The following is a 25,812-nucleotide window of genomic DNA, read 5'->3' as shown; positions in this document are numbered from 1 at the left end:
GAGGGCATGCGACGAGGACGACGGGATGCCCGCCAGCCAGGTGATCACGTTCCAGCTGATCGCGCCGCCCAGGGCCCCGAAGATCACCGCGTCCGAGATGATGTCGGCCGAGATGATCCCCTTGCCGACCGTGTTCGCCACGTGCAGCCCGAAGAACAGGAACGCGATGAAGTTGAAGAACGCCGCCCAGACCACGGCCACGCGCGGCGACAGGACCCGGGTCGAGACGACGGTCGCGATCGAGTTGGCGGCATCATGCAGGCCGTTCAGGAAGTCGAACGCCAGCGCCACGAAGATCAGGAAAATGAGCAGCAAGCTCATCCCGGCGATTTCCATGCGGCGGGCCTAGAGGTGTTCGATCAGCACGCCGCTGATCCGGTTGGCCACGTCCTCGAAGCGGTCGACCACCTTCTCGAGGTGGTCGTAGATCTCGGCGCCCACGATGTAAGCCATGGGGTCGGTCTTCCCGACGTTCTGGTACAGCGCCGCGATGCCGGCGTCGTAGAGGTGGTCCGACTCCTCCTCCAGCTGCGTCACCTGTTCGGTGATGGCGTTGAGGCGGGCGGCGTTGTTCTTCATGGCGCGCAGCAGCGGCACGGCCTCGGCCGTCAGATCGGCCGTGCGGACGATCACCTCGCCCAGGCGCACCATGTCGGGCTGGAAGACGCGCTGCTCGAACAGTCCGGTCACCTTGGCCGTCTTGTGCATCTGGTCGATGGCGTCATCCATCGAGCTCACGAGGTCGATGATGTCGGCCCGGTCGAAGGGCGTGATGAAGGTCCGACGCACCAGCAGCATCACCTCGCGGGTGATGTCGTCGGCGCGGTTCTCATGGTCGGCCACGGCCTTGGCGTGGATCGGCGTCTCCGGTCCGCCCTCGAGCAGCTTGTGGAGCGAACGCGCGCCTTGCGTCAGGGTCGCGGCGTGGCTTTCGAACAGGTCGAAGAAGCGGCCCTCCTTGGGCATGAGGGCCTGGAACCAGTTCACCTTGAGACCTCTGTCGGCTGCGGCGGGTTATCGTTGCGGTGGCCTCTTAGCGTGGTTCGGCGCGACCGTCATCGAAGTGTCGCAAATCCTTGGTCGAAGTGTCACATAGCCCGCGTAGAGCCACCGGAAGATCGCCCAGCCTGGAGGTGGCGTGTGTTCCGGAAGATCGTGATCGGTGTGGCGGCCTGCCTGGCTCTGACGGCCTGCGGCCAGCAAAATCAGAAGGCGGCTGACGGCAAGGCCCCGGCGGCCAGCGCGCAGATTTCCGGCGCAGGCGCGACCTTCCCGGCGCCGCTGTACGCCAAGTGGGCCGAGCTGCAGAGGGCCGACACCGGCCTGACGCTGAACTATCAGGCCATCGGCTCGGGCGGCGGCATCAAGCAGATCAAGGCCAAGACCGTGGCCTTCGGCGCCAGCGACAAGCCGCTGAAGCCCGAGGAGCTGGACGCCGACGGCCTCGCGCAGTTCCCCACCGTGATCGGGGGCGTGGTGCCGATCGTCAACGTGCCGGGGGTGCAGCCCGGCCAGCTGAAGCTGACCGGTCCAGTGCTTGCCGACATCTTCCTCGGCAAGGTCAAGAAGTGGAACGAGCCGGCGATCGCTGCGCTGAACCCGGGCGTGGCCCTCCCGAACCTGCCGATCACCGTCGTGCACCGCTCGGACGGGTCGGGCACCACCTTCCTGTTCACCAGCTACCTCACCGCGGTCGCGCCGCAATGGACGTCGGTGGGGGCCAGCGACGCGGTGAAGTGGCCGACCGGGCTGGGCGGCAAGGGCAACGACGGGGTCTCGGCCTTCGTGAAGCAGACGTCGGGCGCGATCGGCTACGTCGAGTACGCCTTCGCCAAGCAGAACAGCCTGCCGCACGCGAGCCTGCAGAACGCCGCCGGCCAGTTCGTGGCCCCGACGGCGGAGGCCTTCGCCGCCGCCGCGGCCGGCGCCGACTGGACCAAGGCCCCCGGCTTCTACCTGTTGCTGATCAACCAGCCGGGCGCGAACGCCTGGCCGATCACCGGCGCCACCTTCGTGCTGATGCACAAGAACCAGGCCGACGCGGCGAACGGCAAGGCGGTGCTGAGCTTCGTCGACTGGGCCTATGACAAGGGTGACGCGGCCGCGAGCGAGCTGGCCTACGTGCCGCTGCCGGCGGCGCTGAAGTCGCAGGTCCGCCAGAGCTGGACCTCGATCGTCGGCCCCGACGGCAAGCCGGTCTACACGCCGGCCGCCCAATGACCACAACGGCTGTCGACGCCCAGGCGACGGTGGGGCCGGCGCCGCCGCCGCGCTCTGCGCGCGGCGCCACGCTGGACCGCGCCTTCGAGATCCTCTGCTTCAGCGCCGCCACGTTCTTGCTGACGGCGCTGGGCGGGATCGTGATCTCGCTCGCCATCGGCGGATGGCCGGCCTTCGCCGCCTTCGGCCTGAACTTCTTCACCAGCGCCGAGTGGGATCCCGTCCAGGAGATCTACGGGTCGGCCGGAGCGGTGGCCGGCACGCTGATCTCGGCTACGCTGGCCCTGGTCTTCGCCTTGCCGCTCGCCCTCGGGATCGCGATCTTCCTCGTCGAGCTCTGCCCGCCGATCCTGCGCCGGCCGATCGGCACGGCGGTGGAGCTGCTCGCGGGCATCCCCTCCATCGTCTACGGCATGTGGGGCCTGTTCGTGTTCGCGCCCTGGTTCGCCAAGACCGTGCAGATGCCGATCATGATGTCGGCCAAGCCCGGCACGTTGTGGGAGAAGATCACGGCCGGTGTGCCGAACGGCGCGGGCATCCTGACGGCCTCGATCATCCTGGCGATCATGATCCTGCCGTTCATCGCCGCGACCATGCGCGAGCTCCTGAACACCATCCCGGCCCAGGTGCGCGAGAGCGCCTACGGACTGGGCTCCACCACCTTCGAGGTGATCCGCAAGGTGAGCCTGCCCTACATCCGCACCGGCGCCATCGGGGCGGTGATGCTGGGCCTGGGCCGCGCGCTGGGCGAGACCATGGCCGTCACCTTCATCATCGGCAACGCGCACGGTTTCCCCACCTCGATCTTCGCGTCCGGCTCGACCATCGCCTCGACGATCGCCAACGAGTTCGCCGAGGCCACGGGTGAGCTGCACACGGCGTCCCTGATCGCCCTGGGTCTCGTGCTCTTCATCATCACCTTCGCAGTCCTGGCTCTCGCGCGGCTGCTCATCGGACGGCAGACCAACCTATGACCGTCGCAGCAGCAGCTCCACGGCTCAGCCGCCGCATCAGCGAGTACGCCTTCCTCACCTTCTGCTGGGTGGCGACGGCGGTCGCCATCGTCGCGCTGGCGGCCATCCTCTGGTCGCTGCTGAGCCAGGGGATCGGCGGGTTCCTAAAGCCGGATGGCGGCGGTCTCGACCTCGACATCTTCACCAAGTCGACGCCGGCGCCGGGCTCGGTGGGCGGCCTGATGAACGCCATCCTCGGCTCGATTATGATGTGCGTCGTGGCCATGATCGGCGCGGTGTTCATCGGCGTGCTCGCCGGCACGTGGCTGTCGGAGTTCGCCCGCGACAGCCACTACGGCAAGGTCATCCGCTTCCTGAACGACGTCCTGCTCTCGGCCCCGTCGATCCTGGTCGGCCTGTTCATCTACGAAGTCCTGGTCCACCGCGGGATCGGGCACTTCTCGGGCCTGGCCGGCGCCGTGGCCCTGGCCCTCATCGCCGCGCCCGTGATCACGCGCACCACCGAGGACGTGCTGCGTCTGCAGCAGGTGGCGCTGCGCGAGGCCAGCGTGGCCCTGGGCGCGCCGATGTGGCGGACGATCATGGCGGTGATCTGGAAGTCGGCTCGCGCCGGCATGCTGACGGGAGCGCTCCTGGCCTTCGCCCGCATCAGCGGCGAGACCGCGCCGTTGCTCTTCACGGCGCTGAACAACCAGTTCTTCAGCCTCGACCTGACCCAGCCCACGGCCAACCTGCCGGTGGTGATCTTCAATTTCGCCCTTTCCGCCTACGATGACTGGCGGCGCCTGGCCTGGGCCGGCGCGCTCCTCATCGCCGCCACCGTGCTGACGGTGACGGTCGTGGCCCGCATCCTCGCCCGGGAGCCCAGCCGCTCATGAACGTGCAAGTCGAAACCCCGCAGGAGACCGCGGTCCTCGCGCTCCCGCCCGAGATCGTCAAGCTGACGATCAAGGACCTGAACTTCTTTTACGGCGGCAAGCAGGCGCTGTTCGACGTCAGCGTGGCCTTCGCGGAAAACGCGGTGACGGCGCTGATCGGACCCTCGGGCTGCGGCAAGTCTACCCTGCTGCGCGTCCTCAACCGGATGTACAGCCTCTACCCGGGTCAGAAGGCCACGGGTCAGGTGATCCTGGACGGCGAGGACATGCTGGGACCGCGCGTCGACGTCGCCACGCTACGCGCCCGGGTCGGCATGGTGTTCCAGAAGCCGACCCCGTTCCCGATGTCGATCTTCGACAACGTGGCCTACGGCGTGCGCCTCTACGAACAGCTCTCCAAGCCCGACCTCGCCAACCGGGTCGAGGAGAGCCTGCGCCGCGCCGCCCTCTGGGACGAGGTGAAGGACAAGCTGCGCGAGTCCGGCCTCTCGCTCTCGGGCGGCCAGCAGCAGCGTCTCTGCGTGGCCCGCGGCATCGCCGTGAAGCCCGAGGTCCTGCTGCTCGACGAGCCGGCCTCTGCGCTCGACCCGATCTCGACGGCGCGGCTCGAGGAGACCATCGCCGAGCTCAAGCGCGACTACACGATCGTGATCGTCACCCACAACATGGGCCAGGCCGCGCGCCTGTCGGACCACACCGGGTTCATGTACCTGGGCAAGCTGGTCGAGTTCGGCGAGACGGAGCAGCTGTTCACCAGCCCGGTCACCACCCGGGCCCGCGATTACATCACCGGCCGGTTCGGCTAGGAGCGTTCGATGGAGCATACCCTCAAGTCCGTCGACACGGGCCTCGGCGGCCTGTCGCACGCCGTGGCGGCCATGGGCGACCTGGCGGTGGCGCAGGTGCGCGCCTCCATCGACGTGTTCGTTCGCCACGACCTTGCCGACGCCGCCAAGGTTGTGCGCGCCGACGACGCCCTCGACCTCCAGGACGCCGAGATCGAGAAGCGCGCCGTCGGCTTCATCGCGCTGCACCAGCCGGTCGCCGACGACCTGCGCCGGGCGATCGCGGCCATGAAGATCGCGATGCAGCTCGAACGCTGCGGCGACCTCGCCAAGAACATCGGCAAGCGGGTGGGCCGCATGAGCGCCGCGGCCTCCGAAAATCAGGCCGCGCCGATCGCAGAGCTGGGCCAGATGGCGGCCGAACGCCTGGCCGCCGCGGTCAACGCCTACCGCGGCGCCGACGCCCAGGGCGCCTACTCGGTGTGGCTGAAGGACACCGAGATCGACGAGCGCCACGACAGCGTGCTGCGCGAGATCGTGGCGGGCATGGTGGCGAACCCCGCCGCTATCGAGGACGGTACGCACCTCCTGTTCATCGCCAAGAACCTGGAGCGGATCGGCGACCACGCGACCAATATCGCCGAGCTCGTCTACTACCAGATCACCGGCGCCGACCTCACCGAGCGCCCGAAGCTCTAGTTGCGCGAGGCCGCCGACGTCGCCGAAGGTGGCGGCCATGGCGACGCTCGACTCTCACAGGCGACAATTCCTGCAACGCTCGGCCGCCCTGGGCGGTCTGGGCCTCCTCGGCGGCTGCGCGACGACCGCCGGCGAGGCGCCTGCCACACCCGCCTTCCGCGAACCGCCCGCGCTGGCGCCCGTCCTGGCCCGCGCCGACCGGATCATGGGCGTCACGGTCTGCCTGCGGCCCTTTCGCGCCGCCGGCCCGCGCATGGACGCCGAAACGGTGGGCGACAAGCTGGTGGTGCACAACTACGGCCACGGCGGCTCGGGCTGGTCGCTGGGCTGGGGCTCGGCGCTGATCGCCGTGAAGACGGCGCTGGCGGGCGGCGAGCGCGACATTGCGGTGATCGGGTGTGGGGCACTGGGCCTCACCGCCGCCACCGTGGCCCAGCGGGCCGGGGCGCGGGTGACGATCTACGCCAAGGACCGCATCGCCGACACCCGCTCGGCGCGCGCCACCGGTGTCTGGTCGCCCGACAGCCGCATCGCGCTCGCGGGCTCGGTCGATCCGGGCTTCGCCGCGCGCTGGGAGGAGATGGCGCGCAGGTCGTTCCACATGCACCGCCAGTACCTGGGCCTGGCGGACGCGCCCGTGGAGTGGACACACCGTTACATGGTCTCGGACACGCCGATGACCGGACCTGGCGCCGACCCGATGGGCTTCGCCCACTACGATGAACGCGTCCGCGATCTCACCCCGCGCTCCGAACCCCTGGAGCCCGGCCAGCACCCGTTCCCCACCCGCTTCGTGCGCCGCGCCACGCTGCCGATGTTCAACATCAACGCCTACGGCCACACGCTGATGACCGACTTCCTGCTTGGCGGCGGACGCGTTGAGACGGTGGAGTTCCATGCGCCGTCCGAGCTGGCGGTGCTGAAGCAGAAGGTGATCATCGACTGCACAGGCTACGGCGCCCGGGCGCTCTGGAAGGACGAGACGGTCGTGCCGGTGCGCGGCCAGATCGCCTGGCTGATCCCACAGCCCGAGGTGACCTACGGCGTCATGTACCGCGGCGTCGCCACCGTCTCGCGCCGCGACGGCCTGGGCGTGCAGGTGCTGGGGCCGGACGAGTCCTACGGCTACAACGACGCCAACGAGACGCCCGACCGGGCGGAGTCCGAATCCGCGGTCGCCACGATCGCCACCCTGTTCAGCTCGCCTTCGCGGTCGGCAGCGGGCCCTGTTCGGCGAAGAGCCGCGCCAGCTGCGGCCGCGACATGAGCCGCGCCACGTAGCCGTCCAGCGCCGGCGTCAGCTTGATCTGCAGTTGGCTCGCCCAGATCAGCACGCCGCCGATCATCACGTCGGCCGCGGTGAACCGGCCGCCGAACAGGTAGGGCCCGCGGCCCAGGTGACCTTCCACGAACGCCAGCTCGTCCTTCAGCGGGTTCCACCCCACCATCAGCCGGTCGGACTGGCGCTTCAGCAGCACGTCGCTCACCGAGGGCTCCAGCGCCGTGCTGGCATGGACCATCAGGCTCAGGTAACGGCCCCGGTCCGGGTCGCCGATCGCGGGCGCGAGGTGTAGCCGGGGCCGCAGGTCGGCCAGGAACAGGCAGATCGCCGCCGTCTCGGTCATGACGCGCCCGTCGACCACCAGCGCCGGCAGTTTGCCGAGCGGATTCACGGCCAGGTAGGGAGGCTTGCGGTGCTCGCCCGCCTCGGCGTCCAGGGTGACGAGCTCGAACGGCTCGCCCATCTCACCCAGCAGCCAGCGCGGCAGCCACGAGCGGCCGGGAATGAAGTAGAGGGTCAGGTTCATGGCGCTTGAACCCACGCCGGTGGCGGGAAGTTCGTGAAGCGCATAAATTGTGACCGCTGCGGCGGGCTACGACGACCCACCGGCGCGCCCACTCCGGGCCCCGTCCAGGACGGTGGGCCAGAGCGTCGTCGCAAGAGCGCTCTCCCGCCGCAGCGCCTTACTGCTGTTGCTGCTGCATCTGGTGCAGCCGCTGCTGGTGCTGGTAGTTCGAGCCCTGCATGCGGCGCGCGACCTGGCCGCCGCGGGCCATCGGCGAGACGCGCAGGAACTCTGGCTCCGTGATCGCGGCGCGCGCCTTGCGGACCGACACGCCTACAGCCAGGTGGCTCTCGACCTCGCCCTTGTAGACCCCGCGCGACGGCGGCACGTCGGAGTAGTCGCGACCCACGGCGCAGGCCACGTGGCGCTCGGTGGCGGGCGTGTTGTTGGTGGGATCGAAGCCGATCCAGCGCAGGCTGGGCAGGAACACCTCCACCCAGGCGTGGGTCGCATCCGGGTCGGAGCGGTCGCCGTGCTTGCGGTCGGTGAACAGGTAGCCCGACACGTACCGCGCCGGGATGCCCCAGGACCGGCAGATGGCGATCATCACGTGGGCGAAGTCCTGGCAGACGCCCTTGCGGGCCTTCAGCACGTCGTCGATGGGGCTGTCGGCGCGGGTGACGCCGGCCGCGTAGCCGAACGAGTCGTAGATCGTCGTGTTCAGCACCTTCAGCGCCGTCAGCGGGTCGCGTTCGCGAAGGCCGTCGATGTCGTGGTCCGTCATGTACCTGTGCAGCGCGTCGCTCTCGCGGGCGAAGCCGTGCGGCCGCAGATAGTCGAAGCACTCGCCCTTCAGGAACTCCGAGCGCAGCCGGTCCCACTCGCCCAGGTCCAGGTGGTCCGGAACGGGCGGCGGGGCCTGGGTCTCCACCGCCGAGCGGGCGGTGATCGACAGGCGGTCGTGCGGCTGGGGCACGTCGAAGTGGTAGACGGCGTTGCCGAAGCTGTCGGCGTAGCTGAACACCTGCGCTGCCGGGTCGAGGTCGAGGTCGAAGCTGACCAGCCGCTGACGGACGCTCTTCTGCGGCTGCATCCACAGCTCCATGACGCTTTCGCGCACCCAGGTGGCGTAGCGATATTGGGTGACGTGGCGGATCTCGAGCAGCACGGTCCGGGATCTCCTTACGCGGGCAGCCGGTCTTCGAGCGGGTAGGCGACGAAGGCGTCGTAGAGGCTGCGGTGGATGGCGGCGCACTCGTCCAGCACGGTCTTCAGGAAGGCGCTGGCCCCCTGCACCTCGATCTCGTCCAGGTCGGCGTACTGCATGCGGGCCCTGAGGCGCCCGGCCAGGCGGTCGGGGCCCACGCTGCCGGCTAGGCCGGCGTGGCGGATGATCGCCGACAGGTGCGCCTCGATCTCATGGGTGCAGAACCGGATCGAGCGCGGGAAGTCCTCGTCGAGCAGCAGGAACTGCAGGATGTAGCGCGGCTGCATCTCGGCCGTGTAGACGCGCAGGTAGGGCTCCAGGGCGCAGCCCATTCGCAGCACGCTGGTCAGCGCGAAGTGGTCGCCCACCGGCCGCCGCTTGCGGCCCTCGCCGAACACCACCTCCAGGAGCGAGCCGATCAGCTGCGCCCGCTCCAGGTAGACGCCCAGCAACAGGAAGCTCCAGCCCTCGCCGTGGCTCATGGTGGCGTCGCCGGCCCCCTTGAACAGGTGCAGGTCGGCGATGGTGTCGTGCAGGAAGAGCTGGCTGCCCTCCGCGAACGACTTGCCGGCCTCCGGGTCGCTCATGCGCAGGTAGATGAGGTTCAGCCGCTCCCAGGTCTCGGTGGTGATCTGGTCGCGCACCTGCCGGGCGTTCTCGCGGGCCCGCGAAATGGAGGACAGGATCGAGCCGTCGTCGTCCCTGGCCAGCGTCAGCGCCAGCGCGGCGTCGTACGGCGTCTTGGCCTTGGCGACGTCTGGGTCGCCCACCGCCGCCAGCGCGATCCGCGCCACCTGGGTGGCCGCTTCCGAGCGGTCCAAGGTGGCCGAGAGCATCACGTCCGAGAGCCGGCACATGTGCTCGGCCCGCTCCACGTAGCGGCCGATCCAGTAGAGGCTGTCGGCGACCCGGGCGAGCATCATGGGCGGTCACCCTTTCCGTCGCTCAGCACCCAGGTGTCCTTGGACCCGCCGCCCTGGCTGGAGTTGACCACCAGCGAGCCCTTGCGCAGCGCCACGCGGGTCAGCGCGCCCGGCGTCACCACGATCTTCTCGCCCGACAGGATGAAGGGCCGCAGGTCCACGTGTCGGGCCTCGACCGCATGGTCGATCAGGCACGGCGCGGTGGAGAGCTGGATGGTCGGCTGGGCGATGTAGTTCTCGGGATCGGCCCTGAGCGCCTCGGCGAAGGCGTCCTGCTGGGCCCGGGTGGAGTGCGGTCCCACCAGCATGCCGTAGCCACCCGAGGCGCCCACGGCCTTGACCACCAGCTTGTCCAGGTTGGCCAGCACGTGGCTGAGCTGCGACGGCTCGCGGCACAGGAAGGTCTCGATGTTGGGCAGGATCGCGTCCTCGCCCAGGTAGTATTTGATGATCTCCGGGACGTACGCGTAGACCGCCTTGTCGTCGGCCACGCCGGTGCCGGGCGCGTTGCAGATCACCACATTGCCGGCCCGGTAGGCGTTGAAGAGGCCCGCGGCGCCCAGCGACGAGTCCCGCCGGAAGGTGAGAGGGTCGATGAAGTCGTCGTCCACGCGGCGGTAGACCACGTCGATCCGGCGCAGGCCCGTGGTGGTGCGCATGTAGACCATGTTGTCGTGCACCACGAGGTCGCGGCCCTCGACCAGCGGCACGCCCATCAGCCGGGCCAGGTAGGCGTGCTCGTAGTAGGCCGAGTTGTAGACCCCCGGCGTCAGCACCACGACCTGCGGATTGGGCCGCCAGTCGGCCGCCATGCTCTTCAACGTCGCGAGCAGCAGGTCGGGATAGCGGTCGATCGAACGCACGCCCGCCGCCCGGAAGGTGCCCGGGAACACGCGGCGCGAGGCCTCGCGGTTGGCCAGCATGTACGACACGCCGGACGGGACCCGCAGATTGTCCTCCAGCACCGCGAACTCGCCGTTCTCCTGGCGGATCAGGTCCGAGCCGCAGACGTTGGCGTAGGCCTTGTGCGGCACGTAGAGGTTCTGCATCTCTCGCCGGTAGCTGGGCGCGTTCAGCACCAGCTCGCGCGGCACCACCCCGTCCATCAGGATCTGCTGCTCGGAGTAGATGTCGGCCAGGAACATGTTCAGCGCGCGCAGGCGCTGGGTCAGGCCGGCCTCGATGCGCGCCCACTCCGCGCCCGGGATGATGCGCGGCAGGATGTCGGTGGGGATGATCCGCTCGGTCGAGCTTTCGGCGCCGTAGACGGTGAAGGTGATGCCCTGCAGGAGGAAGAACCGCTCCTGAGTCCGCTGGCGCTCGGCCAGCTCGTCGGGCGACAGCGTCGAGAGGCGGACGTCGAGGGCCGCGTAGTGCGGGCGCACCTGGCCGTCGGGCGTCAGCATCTCGTCGTACGGACTGGCCGTCGGCCCCACCGGGGTCTCGATCTCCTGGACCGGCTCGTCCCGCTTGACGCTCACGATGGATTCCACGCTTCCCGCCGTACGAACTTCAAATCTGTAGGACGCTTACGGCCGCGCCGATAGCCGGACCTCGAAATTCGTCCGGGCCGCCCAGGCCACGCAGCGACTGCCTAAGGATTGGGCGCCGGCTCCGGATGACAGGAAGGGGAGGCGCGGGCTACACGGTCTGACGGGGCGCGGGCAAGGATTCTGTAGGTTGGGTCGACTGCTCATCGCCGTCGCCGCCTCGGCGGTCATCTGCAGTCCGGCTGCAGCCGAGCATGCCGATCCTCGTGCGGTGATCGAGGGCGAGCTCGATCCCGAGCTGCGCGCGAACATGGAACGTGTGATCGGCGAGACCGACCGCCCCATCGAGAACCGCTTCGAGGCCCGAAGGCGCGCCCGCGCCGCCGCCGAGGACGCCATCGCGGTCCTGCGCTCCGAGGGCTACTTCGCCTATGTGGTCGAGCCCGACGTCAGCGAGGCCGACCCGCCGCGCCCCCTGGTGCGGATCACCCCCGGCAGGCGCTTCGTGCTGGGGGAAGCGGCCATCGCCTGGCAGGGCGAGCAGCCCGACGCGGAGACGGCGTCCGCCGCCCGCGGCGCCGTGGCCCTCACGCCCGGCGCGCCTGGTCGGGCCGGCGACGTGGTGGCCGCCGAGGGCCGGATCGTGGCCACCCTGCAGGATCGCGGCTACGCCGACGCCCTTTCCCAGCCGCGCGACGTGATCGTCGACCATGCGGATCATACCGTGCGCCCCACCTACAAGATCGTCGCCGGGCGCCTCGTGCGGCTGGACGGGCTCGACATCACCCAGGGCGGACGCATCAGACCCGCCTGGCTGCGCCGCCTCGCGCCCTGGACCTCGGGAGAGCGCTATGACCCCAAGGACGTGGCCGAGCTGGAGCGGCGGCTCTTGGACACCGGCGTCTACGATAGCGTCACCGTGGCGCTGGCGCCCCCCGAGAAGGCGACACCCGACGGGCTGCGGCCGGTGGTGGTCAGCCTTTCCGAGCGCGCCCGGCGCAGTATCGAGGGCGGGGCCAGCTACGACACCGCCGACGGCCTGGGCGTGAACGTGCGCTGGACGCACTACAACCGCCTGCGCCGGGCGGACACGCTCGCCCTGTTCGGTCAGCTCTCCACGCGTGACAGCCGGGCGGGCGCCCAGGTGTCGCTACCGCATTGGCGCCGGCCGCAGCAGACGCTGAAGACCACCGCGGCGGCCTATCGCGTGCGCACCGACGCCTATGACGAGACCGGCGTCGGCGTGGAGGCGGACATCACCCGCCGCTACGGCCGCACGTCCTACGTGACCGTCGGCGCTTCGCTCGACCTCAGCCAGACCGAGGAGTTGAAGGCCGGCACGCTCACCACCCTCGGGCGCGACCTGGTGACGATCGGCACCCTGGCCGACCTGTTGCTCGACAGGTCCAACGACCCCTTGAACCCCACCAGCGGCTGGCGGCTGAGCGCGCGGCTCGAACCCACGCTGATCGTCGGCGACACCAACCTGCCGTACCTGCGGGCGGTGGCGCAGGGCATCTACTACCAGCCGCTGGACAAGCAGGCGAAGACGGTGCTGGCCGGGCGGCTGCGCCTGGGACGGATTCTCAACGGCACGGTCGACCAGATCCCGGCCTCGCAGCGCTTCTACGCCGGCGGCGGCGGCTCGGTGCGCGGCTTCCCGTACCAGGCCGTGGGGCCCAGGCTGGACGACAACACGCCCCGCGGCGGCGTCTTCCTCTTCGAGTCGGCCTTCGAGGTGCGTCGCGACCTGACGCCGAAGTGGGGCTTCGCCGCCTTCGTGGACGCCGGCGCCGTCGGGTCCAGCGGGGCGGTCGACTTCATGGACCTCGCCGTCGGGGCGGGCTTCGGCGTGCGCTACAACCTGGGTTTCGCGCCGATCCGCGTCGACATCGCCACGCCTGTGGTCAAGCGCCGCGGCGAGGCGCCGTTCCAGGTCTATGTCAGCATCGGACAGAGCTTTTGAGCGAGGCTGAGGAAAAACCGGCCGTCCCGGAGGTCCTGAAGCGCTCGGCGCTTCCGAAGGCGATCGTGGTGGTGGCGCTGACGCTGCTCCTCCTGCTGGTGGGCGCGGTGGCGACCCTGCGCTACGGCGTGCTGCTGCCGCAGGCGCGGATCCTGATCGAGGCGCGCACCGACGGCCTCAAGATCGGCCGCTTCGGCCGGATGAAGATCGAGGGGCTCTCCGGCGACATCTGGCGCGACGCCCGCGTGCGCCGGCTCACCATCCGCGACGAGAAGGGCGTCTGGCTAGAAGCGAAAAATGTCCATCTCACATGGCGTTACGTGGAACTTCTCAGACGCAGGTTCGACGCCGACCTGGTCGAGGCCGAGTCCATCCGCCTCATCCGCCGCCCGACACTGGCGCCCAAGGGCAAGGACCGTGGCCTGCCCGTCTCGTTCCATATCGACGAAGCCCGCACGCGGCTCTTCCTCGAGCCGGCGTTCAGTTACACCCGCGGCGTCTACGACGTGCGCCTGGGCCTCGACGTCGAGCGCAAGGGCGGACGGTCCGGGAAGCTGAACGCGAAGAGTGTGCTCCACCCTGGCGACCACCTGGACCTGGACTTCGCGCTTGGCGGCAAGGGGCCGCTCCGGCTGGTCGCGGACGCCGAGGAGGCGCGCGGCGGTGCGCTCGCCGGCGCGCTCGGCCTCGCGCCCAACCAGCCGTTCCGCCTCGAGGCCCGGGCCGACGGGACCAGCTCGCAAGGCCGCTTCACCGCGGTCGCCACATCAGGGACCGTCGCGCCGCTGGTGGCGCAGGGCGCCTGGAACCCGCAGGGTGGCGACGCGGGCGGGCGGCTGCTGCTCACCGCCTCGACCCTGACCGCCGGGCTGGCTGAACGCTTCGGCGGCGAGGTCCGCTTCGGGATTGGCGGGCGCAAGAGCGGGCCGGGGGTCTATGCCCTGGACGCCAAGCTGCGCTCCGAGGCGCTCACCCTGCACGCCTGGGGGCCAGGCGACCTCGGCAAGCGGCGGCTGTCGCAGGTGCGGGTCGACGCCCAGGCCGCCTCGCTGTCGCGCATCACCGGCGGGCCGAAGTTAGGGCCGGCCCGGATCACGGGCCTCGTGACGGCGAACGGCAGCGACTGGCGGTTCACCGGCTCGGGCGCGGTCAATGACGCGGCGGTCGGCGGCGGCTACGGCCTGGCGCGGGTCTCCGGGCCGATCGAGCTCTCGCGCAGCAAGGCCGGCTACGCCCTGAAGGCCCAGCTGGCGGGCGCCGGCGGCCGCGGGCAGGGGTTCGTCGCGGCCCTGCTGGGCGGCGCGCCCACCGCGGTGTTCGAAGGCGAGCGCCTCGCCAACGGCCAGATGCTGCTCAAGCGCCTCGACCTTGCCGGCCGTGGCCTCAAGGTGCAGGCCAGCGGCGGTCGCGGCCTGCTGGGCGGGCTCAACTTCAAGGGCAAGGCCCAGGTGTCGAACCTCGCTGAGGCGCGGCTTGGCGCGTCCGGCGGCGCGGCGGTCGACTGGCAGGCGGCGCAGGCCCGTATCGGCGCGCCCTGGACCTTCACCCTCGACGCCCGCGGCGACCGCTTCGCCGTCGGCATGGCCGAGCTCGACCGCCTGCTGGGCCCCAAGCCGCGGCTCGAGATGCAGGCCAACTGGCAGGCCGGCCGCCTGGCCGTCGCCGAGGCCACCCTGGACGGCGCCGCCCTCGACGCCAGCGCCGCCGGGGTAATGGAGAAGACCCGCGCGCTGGCCTTCAAGGCCGACTGGAACGCCTCGGGCCCGTTCCGCGCCGGCCCTGTCGAGATCACCGGCCGCGCCAAGGGGACCGGCGGCGTCACCGGCACGCTCTCGGCCCCGCGCCTCGACCTGGTGGCCGACATCGACCAGATCGACGTGCCGCGCCTGCCGCTGAAGGACGCCCACGTCACGCTCAGCTTCCTGCGTCAGGCCGACGGCTCCAGCGGGGCCATCGCGGCCACCGCGGCCAGCGCCTACGGTCCGGCGCGGGCGAAGTCAGACTTCCGCTTCCCGCGCGGCGGCGTCGACCTCACCGAGCTCTCGGTCGACGCCGGCGGGCTGAAGGCCGGCGGCTCGTTGTCCCTGCGCGCCCGCAGCCCCTCGGCCGCCGACCTGACGCTGACGGTGGAGAAGGGCGCCTTCCTCGACGCCGGCCGCATTGCGGGAACCGCGAAGATCGTCGACGCCCCGGGTGGCGCCCGCGCGACCCTCAACCTCACCGCCCAGAACGTCCGCCAAGGCCGCTCCGACGTCCTGCTGCGGCAGGCGCGCCTCACCGCCGACGGGCCGCTGGAGCGCCTGCCGTTCGTGCTCGACGCACGCGGAACGTCGGGGCAGGGCGCCTGGACCGTCGACGGCCGCGGCGTGCTCGACGACCAGAAGCCCGGCTGGCTCACCACCTTCGACGGGAAGGGCACGTTGGGCGGCCGCGACCTGCACACCACCGAGACCGCTGCGTTCCGCTTCGGCGGGCCGAACCAGTCGGCGCGCGTGCGCCTGGCCGGGTCGGACGGCGGGCGCCTCGATCTCGACGCGGCCCTGCGCGGCGAGGAGGCCGATATCGACGCCCGCGTCGCCGAGCTGGGCCTCAACATCTTCAACGCCGACCTCGACGGCCGGGTGGACGCCACGCTCTCGCTGCAGGGCCGCGGCCAGCAACTGGCCGGAACCCTGAACGCCCAGCTCGACGACGCTCGCGGCAAGGGCACCCCTGCCGCCCAGGGCATGGACGGGACGCTGAAGGCCAACCTCGCCGACCAGACGCTGACCCTCGACGTCGCTACCCGCAACGAGCAGGGCCTGCGCGCCAACGCCAACCTCATCCTGCCGACCGAGGCCTCGGCCAGGCCGTTCCGCGTCGCCATCGCCCGCCAACGGCCCATGCGCGGCCGCTTCTTCGCCGAGGGCGAGGTGCGCCCGCTCTGGGAAGTCGCCATCGGCGGTGAGCGTGCGCTCGCCGGCTACGTCCGCACCGAGGGGACCATCGCCGGCACGCTTGCTGCGCCGCGCGCCTCAGGACAGGTCTCCGTGGAGCAGGGCCGCTTCGACGACGGCGGCACCGGGCTCACCCTGCGCGATGTGACGCTGAAGGCCGTGTTCGATGAGAGCGCGGTGAACGTCACCGAGGCCCGCGGTGTCGACGGCCGCGGCGGCCAGGTGAGCGGGCAGGGCCGGGTGAGCCTGCTGCGCGACGGCGTCTCGAGTTTCCGGCTCGACCTGCGCGGCTTCCGGCTGATCGACAACGAGGTCGCCAGCGCCTCAGCCAGCGGCCAGGCCACCATCAACCGCGCCGCCGACGGCCAGGTGAAGCTCAGCGGCGACCTCACCATCGACCGCGCCGACGTGGCCGCCGACCCGCCGATCCCGACGGGGGTCGTCGCCATGGACGTCATCGAGATCAACCGCCCAGGCGACCTGCCATCGGCGTTGCCGCCGCGCTTGCGTCGCGGCGACGGCTGGGCGCTGGACGTGAAGCTGCGCGCGCCGCGGCGGATCTTCCTGCGCGGCCGGGGCCTCGACGCCGAGCTGTCGCTGGACGCCCATGTCGGCGGCACCACCACGCGGCCCGAGCTCTCCGGGACCGCCCGCATCGTGCGCGGCGACTACGAGTTCGCCGGCAAGCGCTTCGAGTTCGACGACCGAGGCGTCGTGTATCTCTCCAGCCGCTTGCAGAGCATGCGCCTGCAGCTGGACGCCGTGCGCGAGGACCCGTCGCTGACCGTCACCGTGCGCATCCGCGGCACAGCGGCCCGCCCGGAGATCACGCTGACGTCCTCGCCGGCGCTGCCCAACGACGAGGTGCTGGCCGTAGTGCTGTTCGGCCGCTCGGCGTCGCAGCTCTCGGCGGTGGAGGCGGCGCAGCTCGCCTCTGCCCTGTCCTCGCTGGCAGGCGGCGGCGGCTTCGACGTGATCGGCAACCTGCGCACCTTCGCCGGCCTCGACCGCCTGGCCTTCGGCGGCGACCAGGCCTCCGGCGTCACTGTCTCGGGCGGCAAGTATCTGACCGACGATATCTACCTCGAGCTCACCGGCGGCGGCCGCGAGGGGCCGTCGGCGCAGGTGGAATGGCGGATCCGCAAGAACCTCTCGATCCTCTCCCGCCTCGCCGGCCAGTCCGGCAACCGCCTGGCGATCCGCTGGCGACGGGACTACTAGCGTCGTGTTTCCCGCGGGTTACCGCTAGGCCTTGAAGTAGAACACCTGCGTCGTCGTCGCCAGAAGCCGGCCTTCGGGCGACCACAGTTCGCCGCTCTGGTCGCCGTAGCTGCGGTGGAAGGTCCGCGCGTCGGCCACGCCCAGCACACTTGCGGCGCCGTCCGCCGCCAGCTCCTCAGCGCTCGCATGGAAGTGGGTGGTCATCGACACCGTCCCGAACGGCACGATCCCGCGCTGGGCGTGGAAGATGCGGCCGAAGAAGGCGTCGCCCATGGCCGTCAGCGACAGCACGTCCAGCGTCCGCGGTCTCGCATCCGAAATCCACAGCTCCGAGCGGGTCGGCCCCGGGATCTGACCGCCGCCCAGGTCCGGCGCGCCCGCGGCGAAGCGGAACTCGTACTGCGCGGGCCACTTCGCCGTATTGGTCCCCGCGTAGACCGGCGTCGCCTCGAACGCCGTCACGACCGGCGCCACGGCCGGCTGGTGCGACCAGCTGTCGCGCCGGGCCGCCAGCACGACGCTCGCGGTCGCCACCGCCGCGCCGCCGCCCTGGGTCAGGGTCACGCTCCAGTGCTGGGTCGAGCGGTTCGCCCGCTGGCAGGCGACCTCCAGGTCGAACGGGCCTTCCTCCAGCGGCGCGCAATAGTTGACGGTGATCGCGAGCGCATCGCCTGCAGCGTCCGGGTGTTCCAGCACTGCGCGCAGCAGCACCGCCGCCGTGAACCCGCCGAACGGCCCCACGAACGCCCAGTAGGCGGGGCTGGTGCGCCCGATGGCGTGGCCAGGGCCCACCCAGTCCAGGGCGGTGGCGGTGTCGAAGGGATGCAGGGCGGCGTCGGCGATCGGCTGGGCGTTCATCGCCGCAGCATGGGGCGCGCGGCCAGCTGCGCAATTACCCGTGGGGTAACGGGCGAGCGGCGTTGCGGTCCTAGTGCCCGATGCCGGGCCGCAGGTGGTACTGGCCTTCGTTGAAACCGTCGAAGATCAGCGACGCCTGCGGGTGGCCCACCGGCTGTCCGGTCTCGTCCAGCTCGAGGTTCTGCTCGGAGACGTAGGCGACGTAGGCGCTGTCGTCGTTCTCGGCGAGCAGATGGTAGAAGGGCTGGTCCTTGTGCGGCCGGATGTGTTCCGGGATCGACAGCCAGTATTCCTCGGTGTTCGAGAACACTGGGTCGACGTCGAAGATCACGCCCCGGAACGGATAGACGCGGTGGCGGACGACTTGGCCGATCGTAAATTTGGCGAGTCGCGTGCTCATGACCGCGAATCTAAACCCTCGTCTCTGACTGGAAGGTGAACGTAATGCCGCATGTCCGTCATTCAACCGTCGTCTTCCGGGCGCTGGCCGCACTTGCTAAGGTCGCCTCGAAATGAGGCGCTTCCTGGGGACGGAGGCGTCTGCGTAGGACGGAAAGAAGTCCATGAATGAGGTGCCGCGCGCGCCCGGGCCGAGGAGCGACGGCCGGGGGAAGCCATTGGGCGAGCAGGCTTGCTACGCTGCGCTCGACCTTGGCACCAACAACTGCCGCCTGCTGATCGCCACGCCCACGGCCCACGGGTTCCGCGTGCTGGAGGCCTATTCGCGTATCGTGCGGCTGGGCGAGGGGCTCTCGCAGAGCGGCCGCCTCTCGGATGCGGCCATGGACCGCGCCCTGGCGGCGCTGCGGGTCTCGGGCGAGAAAGTGCGCCGCCGCAAGGTGGTGAAGTTCCGCGCCATCGCCACCCAGGCCTGCCGGATGGCCACGAACGGCCAGGCCTTCGTGAACCGCGTCGCCAACGAGACCGGCGTCAAGCTGCAGATCATCTCCCCGCAGGAAGAGGCGCGCCTGTCGGTCACCGGCTGCCTCAACCTGCTGGACGACCGCCATGAGGCCGCGCTGGTCGTCGACGTGGGCGGCGGCTCCACCGAGCTCTCCTGGGTCGACCTCAAGGGCGCGCCGCAGGGCCCTAACGGCATTCCGCCCGTCCGCGCCTGGCTGTCGATCCCGATCGGCGTCGTCACCCTGGCCGAGCGCTTCCCCGAGGGCGAGGTCGCGACCGAGGGCTGGTTCCGCCAGATGGTCGACCACGTGAAGGGCGAGATCGGCGCCTTCCGCCGCGCCGATCCCATGAAGCCGGTGTTCGACGCCGACCGCGCCCATCTCATCGGCACCTCCGGCGCCATCACCAGCCTGGCCGGCATGCATCTGCGCCTGCCGCGCTATGACCGGAACCGGGTCGACGGCATCTGGATGAGCCGCGACGACTGCGACGCCGCCGCCGGCAAGCTGCTGGCGCTCAGCGCCTCCGAGCGCGCCGCACAGCCGTGCATCGGCCCCGATCGCGCCGACCTGGTGCTGGCGGGCGCGGCGATCCTGCAGGCGGTGCAGGAGCTGTGGCCCTGCAACCGCGTCCGCGTCGCCGACCGCGGCCTGCGCGAGGGCGTCCTCCTGTCGCTGATGTCGGAACGCGCCGGCCGCCGTCGCCGCAAGCGCCGTCGCAAACCGGGTGCGAAACGTGCGATAGCGGCCGAATGAACGAGCCGCCGCGCAAGCGCATGGTGAAGCCGCCGACGGGCGGCCAGGAAGGCGGCCGCGGCAAGCCCGCGCGCCTGAAGACCGCCAAGGAGCGCACGCCCAGCCAGCAGGCCTGGCTCGAGCGTCAGATCAACGACCCCTTCTCCGCCAAGGCCCGCGCTCTGGGCTACCGCAGCCGCGCGGCCTTCAAGATCACCGAGATCGACGACCGCGTCCGCCTGTTCCGCAAGGGGGCCAAGGTGGTCGACCTGGGCCTCGCGCCGGGCGGCTGGACCCAGGTGGCCATCCAGCGCGGCGTCACCGACATCGTCGGCGTCGACCTGCTGCCGGTCGATCCGCTGCCGCCCGCCCACATCCTGCAGATGGACTTCACCGACCCCGCCTGCGGCCCGAAGCTCATCGAGCTCCTGGGCGGCCCGCCGGACGTGGTGTTGTCGGACATGGCGCCCAACACCATCGGCCACCGCGAGACCGACCACCTGCGGATCGTCGGCCTGATCGAGGCGGCCATCGACTTCGCCATCGAGGTGCTGAAGCCCGGTGGGTCGTTCGTGGCCAAGGCGTTCCAGGGCGGCGGCTCGGACCGGCTGATCGCGCACCTCAAGCGCCACTTCACCGACGTCCGCAACATCAAGCCCAAGGCCAGCCGTCAGGACTCGTCCGAGGTCTTCTTCGTCGCCACGGGCTTCAAGGGCCGCTAGGCCACCGCCGTCACGAGCCAGCAAGCTGCCGTGAAGCGGGCCGCGCCGTCCTGGACGTAGGGCCGGAAGGCCGTCTCCAGCGCCTCGGCCACCCGCGCTTTCAGGCCCTCGTCGGCGTCGCGCAGCGCCAGGCCCGCGGGGCCGAGCCTGGTCGCGTAGGTCAGCAGGTCGGCCTCGGCGACCTCGGCCTCCACGTCCAGCGGGGCCACGTCCACGTGGCGCCAGCCGCTGGCCTCCAGGATACGCCGCACCTTCGCGCCGTCGGCGAAGGCGAACTGGCCCGGTGCGTTCGGGTCCGGCGGCGGCATCGCCGGCAGGAACGGCGCTGCCGCCTGGAAGGCCGCGATCATGAACGGGTTCTCCATCGGGCTGCGCCAAGCCACGAAGGTCAGCCGCCCGCCGGGCCGCAAGCCCTTGCGTATGTTGGCGAAGGCGGCTTCGGGATCGTCGAAGAACATCACGCCGAACCGCGAGATCGCCGCGTCGAACGCCCCGGGGTCGAAGCGGTAGGCCTGGGCGTCGGCCTCCACGAAGCCGGCCTGCTCCAGCCCATCGGCCTCGGCGCGCGCCTTGGCGGCGGCCACCAGTGGGCCGGAGATGTCGACGCCGAGCGCCAGGCCTTTCGGTCCCACCCGCCGCGCCATCGCCAGCGTCGTCGCGCCGGCGCCGCAGCCGATGTCCAGCACCCAGCCGCCCTCGCCGGGGAAGGCGTCGGCCGTCAGGCGGTCGGCGAACGGCTGCAGCATGCGGTCGAGGAGGGCCTGCATTTCGACCCAGGTCTTGCCGCCGGTGTCGTTCCAGAGGGCGGCCTGGTCGCGGTTGGGGGCTGCGGTGACGGACATGGAAGCGCTCCTTGCGGGTTGCGTCCGGGGAGGGACCGGCGCAGTCTGCAAGTTCAAGTGAACTTGAGGTCAAGCGATGAGTGACCTGGATATCGTCCAAGTGGCCCGGCGGGCGCGGGTTCCCGCGTCGACCCTGCGCTTCTACGAGGAGAAGGGACTCATCGCGTCCATCGGCCGGCGTGGCCTGCGACGGCTGTTCGACCCCTCGGTGCTGGAACGGCTGGCGCTGATCTCGCTCGGAAGGGCGGCCGGGTTCACCCTCGACGAGATCGGCGAGATGTTCGACGCCAGCGGCCGTCCACGGATCGACCGGAGCCGCCTCACCGCCAAGGCCGACGAGCTGGACGACACCATCCGGCGCCTCGTCGCCATGCGCGACGGCCTGCGTCACGCGGCGGCCTGTCCGGCGCCGAGCTACGCCGAGTGCCCGCACTTCCGCGACATCGTGCGGCTGGCGGGCGAGGGCAAGCTCGACTGGCCGACCGTCCGCAAGCCGTTCGTGGCCGAGGCGCTCTGAGCCTCAGGGCGAGGGCGGCTCCGGCGTCTTCGCGCCCTCGGCCACGAGCCAGTCGCGGAAGCGGTCCAGGGCGCGGGTCTCGGCGCCCGGAGCGGTCAGCATGGCGAACGCGCTGCCCGAGCGCAGGAAGCCCAGCGGCGCCACCAGCTGGCCCGCCTCGACCTCGTGCACGCACAGCGGCCACGACACCACCGCGGCGCCCAGGCCGGCGATCGCCGCGTCCATGGCGAAGTGCACGTGCGGGAAGGGCCGCTCGTTGGCCGGCGGCAGTTCGATACCGGCGTGTTCGGCGAAGATCGGCCAGGCCTCGGGGTGGGTCGCCGCCGCCAGCCGCGGCGCCCGTAGCGGGTCGTCGCCGTACCGCGCCGCCACATCGGGCGACATCACCGCGCCCAGCGAATTGCGGATGAAGGCCGTGCAGTGGGGGTCCGAAAGGCGGCTGATCGGCACGATGCGCACCACCGCCTGCGCTCCGCGGTGCGAGGTGGCGTGCGCCGCCAGCTCCGACAGGTGCAGCCGGATCTCGGGATGCGCCGCCTGGAAGCCCGCCAGGCGCGGGATCAGCCACTTCACCGAGACGCTGGCGTTGACCGCGATATGCAGGTCCTCGCCCCCAGTCCGCACCCGCCGCACGGCCGAGGCGATCTGGTCGAAGGCTTCGGTGAGCGCCGGCAGCAGCTCTCGCCCCGCCGCCGTCAGCTCCAGTCGGTTCTTGGGCCCGCTGAACAGCCGCACGCCGAGGCTCCTCTCCAGCGCCTTCACCTGCCGGCTCACCGCCGAGTGGGTAACGGAAAGTTCCTCGGCCGCCAGCGTCACCCGCCCCGTCCGCGCCATCGCCTCGAAGGCGCGTAGCGCGTTCAGCGACGGCAAGGGTCCTGATGTGAGCTTTTCGAACATTAATCGTCGAATAAGTCGATTTCGTCCGAACGGCAATCCGGGCATAGGCTGGTCATGGAACCCGATCCCCCCGTTCCGACGCTCCCGCCGGTCGACTACGACCAGGTCCAGCACCAGACCTACGCCCGGGGCCGCGCCCTGCCGGCCGAGGCCATCCAGCGCTATATGACGACCTTCGGCGACTACCTGCCGGCTCGCCGGCCGCTGGTGGGCGTCGACCTCGGCTCGGGAACGGGCCGCTTCACGCCTGCGCTGGCCGAGGCCTTCGGCGGCCCGATCCACGGCGTCGAGCCCGCCGACGGCATGCGGCGCACGGCCGAAGCCGGCGCCCGCCACCCGCAGGTGACCTACCTGGCCGGTCGCGCCGAAGCGATCCCGCTGCCCGGCGCCGCAGCCGACTTCGTGCTGATGTTCCTTTCCTGGCACCACGTGAGCGACAAGCCCGCGGCGGCGCGCGAAATCGCCCGCGTCCTGAAGCCCGGCGGCCGACTGATCCTGCGCGGCACCTTCCGCGACCGCATCCCCGACCACTGGTGGCGCGGCTACTTCCCGCGCACCTGGGACATCGAGCGCGCCATGTTCGAGAGCGAGGCCGAGACCTGCGCCCGCTTCGAGGCCGCGGGTTTCCGCACGGTGGCGTCCGTGCAGATGGAGGTCCCCTTCGAGGGCGACATCGCCGATCTGGTGGCCCGACTGAAGTTTCGCGCCGTCTCCGTCTTCGAGCACCTCACCGAGGCCGAGATCGCCGAAGGCTTCGCGTGCATCGACGCCGACCTGGCGGCAGGGACCATCGCGGAAAAGGCCACCAGCGGCGACTTCATCGTCTTCGAGGCCGCGTCATGAGCGGCTTGCGCCAGCCGGCCGTCGTCGTGGCCGGCCTCGGCCTGGGCCAGATCGTGGCCTTCGCGTGCTCGTTCTACCTGATGGGCGTCCTCGGCGACGCGATCGGCCGCGACCTCGGCCTCTCCGCGACCTTCGTCTTCGCCACCGTCTCGCTCTCGCTGGCCGTGCCCGCCGTGGTCGCCACCCACGTGGCCCGCCGCATCGACGAGAGGGGCGGCAAGCCCGTGCTTCTCGCGTCGCATGCGGTCCTTGCCCTCGGCCTCATCCTGATCGGCTTCGCCCGCGACGGCGTCGGCCTCGCCATCGCCATGGCGGTGATCGGGTTCGGCCAGTCGCTGGGCCTGTCGCCCACGCCCTTCGCCATCCTGGTGCAGCTCTACGGCGAGGCGGCGCGCCGGCCGATCACCGGCGTCGCCCTGATCGGCGGTCTGGGCTCCACCCTGGGCTGGCCGCTCACCGCCTGGTTCGGCGACGAGCTCGGCTGGCGCGGCGCCTGCTTCGTCTGGGCCGGCGTCCAGCTCCTGTTCTGCCTGCCGCTCACCGCGTGGATCTGCCCCCACACCGAGGGCCGGCCGAAGCACACGGCGACCCACGGCGAGGTCCGCTGGGATCGCCCCATGGTCCAGCTTGCCATCCTGTTCGCCTGCGCCTGGTTCATCTCAACCTGCATGAGCGCCCACCTGCCCAGGCTGCTCGCCCACTTCGGCCTGACGCTCGCCCAGGCATCCGCCGCCGCCGGCCTGGTCGGGATCGCCGCCGTCACGGTGCGCTTCCTCGAGTTCACCGTGCTGCGAAAGCTGAACCCCGTCGCCACCACCCGCACGGCGACACTTATGCACCCGACAGGCGCCGCGGCCCTGCTCACATTCGGTGGCGGCGCCGGCGGCGCAGCCATGGCGGTGGGGCAGGGGGCCGGCAACGGCATGCTCGCGGTCGCCAAGGGCGTGCTGCCGCTCAGCCTCTATGGCGAGCGGAACTACGCCTACCGCTCGGCGATCCTCGGCCGCCCGGCCCTCATCGCGCAGGTGTTCGGCCCCACCGTCTTCGCCATGGCGCTGGAGCGCTCGGCGACGGGCGCCGTGCTCGCCACTTCCGCCCTCTGCCTCGTCATGTTCGCCATGACTTTCGGCCTCCGCCGATGCAGCCCAACGATCCAGCAGCAGGTAATCGCATGAACGCCCCCTTCAGGCCCCTTGCCCCCAGCGCGCCCGAGCCCCTATACGCGTCCCGCAAAACGGAGACTCCAATGGAGATTCGCGAAGGGCTCACCTTCGACGATGTTTTGCTCGAACCCGGCCCGTCCGACGTCATGCCCACCCAGGTGGACGTCTCGACCCGATTCACGCGCGAAATCAGTCTGAACATCCCGCTCGTGTCCGCCGCCATGGACACGGTCACCGAAAGCCGGCTCGCCATCGCCATGGCCCAGGCCGGCGGCATCGGCGTGCTGCACCGGAACCTGACCGTCGACGAACAGGCCGACCACGTCCGCGAGGTGAAGCGCTACGAAAGCGGCATGGTCATCAACCCGCTGACCATCAACCCGGACACCCCGCTCAGCGAAGTCCTGGCGATCAAGGCGCGTCGCCGGATCTCCGGCTTCCCGGTGGTCGATCCCCAGACGGGCCGCCTCTGCGGCATCCTCACCAACCGTGACATGCGCTTCGAGGGCAGTTCGGATGTCCCCGCTAAAGCGCTGATGACGCACGAGAACCTCGTGACGGTGAAGGAAGGCGTGAGCCAGGCCGAGGCCCGCGACCTGCTCCGCCGCCACAAGATCGAGCGCCTGATCGTCGTCGACGACGACTACCGCGCCGTCGGCCTGATCACCGTCAAGGACATGGAGAAGTCCCAGGCCCACCCCTTCGCGGCCAAGGACGCGCAGGGCCGCCTGCTGGTCGCCGCCGCCTCCACCGTGGGCGACGCGGGCTACGAGCGCTCCATGGCCCTGGTGGACGCCGGCGTCGACGTGGTCGTCATCGACACCGCCCACGGCCACAATGCTTCGGTCTCCGACGCGGTCGCACGCGTGAAGCGCGAGACCAACCGCGTGCAGATCGTGGCCGGCAACGTCGCCACCTACGACGGCGCCCGCGCCCTGATCGACGCCGGCGCCGATGCGGTGAAGGTCGGCATCGGCCCAGGCTCCATCTGCACCACCCGCGTGGTGGCCGGCGTGGGTGTGCCGCAACTGACCGCCATCGCCGACGCCGTGCGCGCCGCGTCCGGCTCGGACGTGCCGGTCGTGGCCGACGGCGGCATCAAGTACTCGGGCGACCTCGCCAAGGCGCTCGCCATGGGCGCCTCGGTGGCGATGATGGGCTCGGTGTTCGCCGGCGTCGACGAGGCCCCGGGCGAGGTGTTCCTCTACCAGGGCCGTTCCTACAAGTCGTACCGCGGCATGGGCTCC

Annotated in this window: 24 protein-coding genes; 14 read left to right on the top strand and 10 right to left on the bottom strand. The window is 70.8% G+C overall.

The annotated features are described in order from the left end of the window. Positions 1-321, bottom strand: a 321-nt coding sequence (locus tag VGD44_RS16225; RefSeq protein WP_331088946.1) for an inorganic phosphate transporter, incomplete at its 3' end; no start/stop codon positions are given. A gap of 24 nt (positions 322-345) precedes the next feature. Further along, the gene (locus VGD44_RS16220) at positions 346-987 is read right to left on the bottom strand and encodes a DUF47 domain-containing protein (RefSeq protein WP_331088944.1); all 642 of its coding nucleotides are present in this window, start codon (positions 985-987) and stop codon (positions 346-348) included. Positions 988-1,182: 195 nt separating this feature from the next. Between VGD44_RS16220 and pstS the strand changes: the two genes are divergently transcribed. The 6 genes from pstS to VGD44_RS16190 are packed head-to-tail and all read left to right on the top strand — an operon-like array spanning position 1,183 to position 6,823. Further along, positions 1,183-2,220 carry a phosphate ABC transporter substrate-binding protein PstS gene (gene pstS, locus VGD44_RS16215; protein ID WP_414694677.1) on the top strand — a complete coding sequence of 346 codons (1,038 nt, stop codon included), beginning with the start codon at positions 1,183-1,185 and terminating at the stop codon, positions 2,218-2,220. Further along, positions 2,217-3,194, top strand: a complete 978-nt coding sequence (gene pstC / locus VGD44_RS16210; RefSeq protein ID WP_331088940.1) for a phosphate ABC transporter permease subunit PstC — start codon at positions 2,217-2,219, stop codon at positions 3,192-3,194. The genes pstS and pstC overlap by 4 nt, the downstream gene beginning before the upstream one ends. Continuing rightward, entirely contained in the window at positions 3,191-4,072 is an 882-nt protein-coding gene (gene pstA, locus VGD44_RS16205) for a phosphate ABC transporter permease PstA (protein ID WP_331088938.1), read from the top strand. Before pstC ends, pstA begins: the two co-directional genes overlap by 4 nt. Next, positions 4,069-4,878 (top strand): phosphate ABC transporter ATP-binding protein PstB, encoded by an 810-nt coding sequence (pstB, locus tag VGD44_RS16200; RefSeq protein ID WP_331088936.1) that lies wholly within the window; start codon positions 4,069-4,071, stop codon positions 4,876-4,878. Before pstA ends, pstB begins: the two co-directional genes overlap by 4 nt. A 9-nt stretch (positions 4,879-4,887) precedes the next feature. Next, the gene (phoU, locus tag VGD44_RS16195; protein ID WP_331088933.1) at positions 4,888-5,556 is read left to right on the top strand and encodes a phosphate signaling complex protein PhoU; all 669 of its coding nucleotides are present in this window, start codon (positions 4,888-4,890) and stop codon (positions 5,554-5,556) included. A 37-nt stretch (positions 5,557-5,593) separates the two neighbouring features. Further along, complete coding sequence (locus VGD44_RS16190; RefSeq protein WP_331088931.1) at positions 5,594-6,823, top strand: FAD-dependent oxidoreductase; 1,230 nt, start codon at positions 5,594-5,596, stop codon at positions 6,821-6,823. On the opposite strand, the gene VGD44_RS16185 is transcribed toward VGD44_RS16190, so the two are convergent. From VGD44_RS16185 to VGD44_RS16170, 4 genes are all read right to left on the bottom strand, one after another. Beyond that, positions 6,753-7,364 carry a glutathione S-transferase family protein gene (locus tag VGD44_RS16185; protein ID WP_331088928.1) on the bottom strand — a complete coding sequence of 204 codons (612 nt, stop codon included), beginning with the start codon at positions 7,362-7,364 and terminating at the stop codon, positions 6,753-6,755. The genes VGD44_RS16190 and VGD44_RS16185 overlap by 71 nt on opposite strands. 157 nt (positions 7,365-7,521) lie before the next feature. Continuing rightward, the gene (locus tag VGD44_RS16180) at positions 7,522-8,511 is read right to left on the bottom strand and encodes a transglutaminase family protein (RefSeq protein ID WP_331088926.1); all 990 of its coding nucleotides are present in this window, start codon (positions 8,509-8,511) and stop codon (positions 7,522-7,524) included. A gap of 14 nt (positions 8,512-8,525) precedes the next feature. Then, complete coding sequence (locus VGD44_RS16175; protein ID WP_331088924.1) at positions 8,526-9,470, bottom strand: alpha-E domain-containing protein; 945 nt, start codon at positions 9,468-9,470, stop codon at positions 8,526-8,528. Continuing rightward, positions 9,470-10,879, bottom strand: coding sequence for a circularly permuted type 2 ATP-grasp protein (locus VGD44_RS16170; RefSeq protein ID WP_331088948.1), 1,410 nt, complete (start codon positions 10,877-10,879; stop codon positions 9,470-9,472). Before VGD44_RS16170 ends, VGD44_RS16175 begins: the two co-directional genes overlap by 1 nt. Before the next feature lie 274 nt (positions 10,880-11,153). Here VGD44_RS16170 and VGD44_RS16165 point away from each other — a divergent pair, with 274 nt between their 5' ends. Together VGD44_RS16165 and VGD44_RS16160 are read left to right on the top strand one after the other, a co-directional pair. Then, positions 11,154-12,929, top strand: coding sequence for an autotransporter assembly complex family protein (locus VGD44_RS16165; protein WP_331088922.1), 1,776 nt, complete (start codon positions 11,154-11,156; stop codon positions 12,927-12,929). Continuing rightward, positions 12,926-17,086, top strand: coding sequence for a translocation/assembly module TamB domain-containing protein (locus tag VGD44_RS16160; protein WP_331088920.1), 4,161 nt, complete (start codon positions 12,926-12,928; stop codon positions 17,084-17,086). The genes VGD44_RS16165 and VGD44_RS16160 overlap by 4 nt, the downstream gene beginning before the upstream one ends. Before the next feature lie 24 nt (positions 17,087-17,110). On the opposite strand, the gene VGD44_RS16155 is transcribed toward VGD44_RS16160, so the two are convergent. Together VGD44_RS16155 and hspQ are read right to left on the bottom strand one after the other, a co-directional pair. Then, positions 17,111-17,944, bottom strand: coding sequence for a thioesterase family protein (locus VGD44_RS16155; protein WP_331088918.1), 834 nt, complete (start codon positions 17,942-17,944; stop codon positions 17,111-17,113). A 70-nt stretch (positions 17,945-18,014) separates the two neighbouring features. Beyond that, positions 18,015-18,344: a heat shock protein HspQ gene (gene hspQ, locus VGD44_RS16150; RefSeq protein WP_331088916.1), complete on the bottom strand. Its 330-nt coding sequence runs from the start codon at positions 18,342-18,344 to the stop codon at positions 18,015-18,017. A gap of 163 nt (positions 18,345-18,507) precedes the next feature. On the opposite strand from hspQ, the gene VGD44_RS16145 reads away from it, so the two are divergent. Beyond that, positions 18,508-19,602 (top strand): Ppx/GppA phosphatase family protein, encoded by a 1,095-nt coding sequence (locus VGD44_RS16145; protein ID WP_331088914.1) that lies wholly within the window; start codon positions 18,508-18,510, stop codon positions 19,600-19,602. Beyond that, entirely contained in the window at positions 19,599-20,303 is a 705-nt protein-coding gene (locus tag VGD44_RS16140; RefSeq protein WP_331088912.1) for an RlmE family RNA methyltransferase, read from the top strand. Before VGD44_RS16145 ends, VGD44_RS16140 begins: the two co-directional genes overlap by 4 nt. On the opposite strand, the gene VGD44_RS16135 is transcribed toward VGD44_RS16140, so the two are convergent. Continuing rightward, on the bottom strand, positions 20,300-21,145 hold the full coding sequence (locus VGD44_RS16135; RefSeq protein WP_331088910.1) for a class I SAM-dependent methyltransferase: 846 nt from the start codon (positions 21,143-21,145) through the stop codon (positions 20,300-20,302). The genes VGD44_RS16140 and VGD44_RS16135 overlap by 4 nt on opposite strands. A 76-nt stretch (positions 21,146-21,221) precedes the next feature. Between VGD44_RS16135 and VGD44_RS16130 the strand changes: the two genes are divergently transcribed. Further along, the gene (locus VGD44_RS16130; RefSeq protein WP_331088908.1) at positions 21,222-21,662 is read left to right on the top strand and encodes a helix-turn-helix domain-containing protein; all 441 of its coding nucleotides are present in this window, start codon (positions 21,222-21,224) and stop codon (positions 21,660-21,662) included. A gap of 3 nt (positions 21,663-21,665) precedes the next feature. On the opposite strand, the gene VGD44_RS16125 is transcribed toward VGD44_RS16130, so the two are convergent. Next, entirely contained in the window at positions 21,666-22,532 is an 867-nt protein-coding gene (locus VGD44_RS16125; RefSeq protein WP_331088906.1) for a LysR family transcriptional regulator, read from the bottom strand. A gap of 81 nt (positions 22,533-22,613) precedes the next feature. Here VGD44_RS16125 and VGD44_RS16120 point away from each other — a divergent pair, with 81 nt between their 5' ends. From VGD44_RS16120 to guaB, 3 genes are all read left to right on the top strand, one after another. After that, positions 22,614-23,402 carry a class I SAM-dependent methyltransferase gene (locus tag VGD44_RS16120; RefSeq protein WP_331088904.1) on the top strand — a complete coding sequence of 263 codons (789 nt, stop codon included), beginning with the start codon at positions 22,614-22,616 and terminating at the stop codon, positions 23,400-23,402. After that, the gene (locus tag VGD44_RS16115; protein WP_331088902.1) at positions 23,399-24,577 is read left to right on the top strand and encodes an MFS transporter; all 1,179 of its coding nucleotides are present in this window, start codon (positions 23,399-23,401) and stop codon (positions 24,575-24,577) included. Before VGD44_RS16120 ends, VGD44_RS16115 begins: the two co-directional genes overlap by 4 nt. A gap of 71 nt (positions 24,578-24,648) precedes the next feature. Next, the coding region (gene guaB, locus VGD44_RS16110; RefSeq protein ID WP_331088900.1) for an IMP dehydrogenase at positions 24,649-25,812 on the top strand (1,164 nt) is incomplete at its 3' end.

The sequence above is a fragment of the Phenylobacterium sp. genome, from assembly GCF_036402295.1.
In the GTDB taxonomy this organism is placed as follows: domain Bacteria; phylum Pseudomonadota; class Alphaproteobacteria; order Caulobacterales; family Caulobacteraceae; genus Phenylobacterium.
Note: the sequence above shows the minus strand (reverse complement) of the source record. Positions and strands in the feature narration are given on the sequence as shown.

Bases quoted from the DNA above. Each gene is read 5' to 3' on its own strand.
- pstC (WP_331088940.1), top strand. From the start codon at position 2,217: ATGACCACAACGGCTGTCGACGCCCAGGCGACGGTGGGGCCGGCGCCG.
- pstA (WP_331088938.1), top strand. From the start codon at position 3,191: ATGACCGTCGCAGCAGCAGCTCCACGGCTCAGCCGCCGCATCAGCGAG.
- pstB (WP_331088936.1), top strand. From the start codon at position 4,069: ATGAACGTGCAAGTCGAAACCCCGCAGGAGACCGCGGTCCTCGCGCTC.
- phoU (WP_331088933.1), top strand. From the start codon at position 4,888: ATGGAGCATACCCTCAAGTCCGTCGACACGGGCCTCGGCGGCCTGTCG.
- VGD44_RS16190 (WP_331088931.1), top strand. From the start codon at position 5,594: ATGGCGACGCTCGACTCTCACAGGCGACAATTCCTGCAACGCTCGGCC.
- VGD44_RS16185 (WP_331088928.1), bottom strand. From the start codon at position 7,364: ATGAACCTGACCCTCTACTTCATTCCCGGCCGCTCGTGGCTGCCGCGC.
- VGD44_RS16175 (WP_331088924.1), bottom strand. From the start codon at position 9,470: ATGCTCGCCCGGGTCGCCGACAGCCTCTACTGGATCGGCCGCTACGTG.
- VGD44_RS16170 (WP_331088948.1), bottom strand. From the start codon at position 10,879: ATGCTGACGCCCGACGGCCAGGTGCGCCCGCACTACGCGGCCCTCGAC.
- VGD44_RS16155 (WP_331088918.1), bottom strand. From the start codon at position 17,944: ATGAACGCCCAGCCGATCGCCGACGCCGCCCTGCATCCCTTCGACACC.
- hspQ (WP_331088916.1), bottom strand. From the start codon at position 18,344: ATGAGCACGCGACTCGCCAAATTTACGATCGGCCAAGTCGTCCGCCAC.
- VGD44_RS16145 (WP_331088914.1), top strand. From the start codon at position 18,508: ATGAATGAGGTGCCGCGCGCGCCCGGGCCGAGGAGCGACGGCCGGGGG.
- VGD44_RS16140 (WP_331088912.1), top strand. From the start codon at position 19,599: ATGAACGAGCCGCCGCGCAAGCGCATGGTGAAGCCGCCGACGGGCGGC.
- VGD44_RS16135 (WP_331088910.1), bottom strand. From the start codon at position 21,145: ATGTCCGTCACCGCAGCCCCCAACCGCGACCAGGCCGCCCTCTGGAAC.
- VGD44_RS16130 (WP_331088908.1), top strand. From the start codon at position 21,222: ATGAGTGACCTGGATATCGTCCAAGTGGCCCGGCGGGCGCGGGTTCCC.
- VGD44_RS16120 (WP_331088904.1), top strand. From the start codon at position 22,614: ATGGAACCCGATCCCCCCGTTCCGACGCTCCCGCCGGTCGACTACGAC.
- VGD44_RS16115 (WP_331088902.1), top strand. From the start codon at position 23,399: ATGAGCGGCTTGCGCCAGCCGGCCGTCGTCGTGGCCGGCCTCGGCCTG.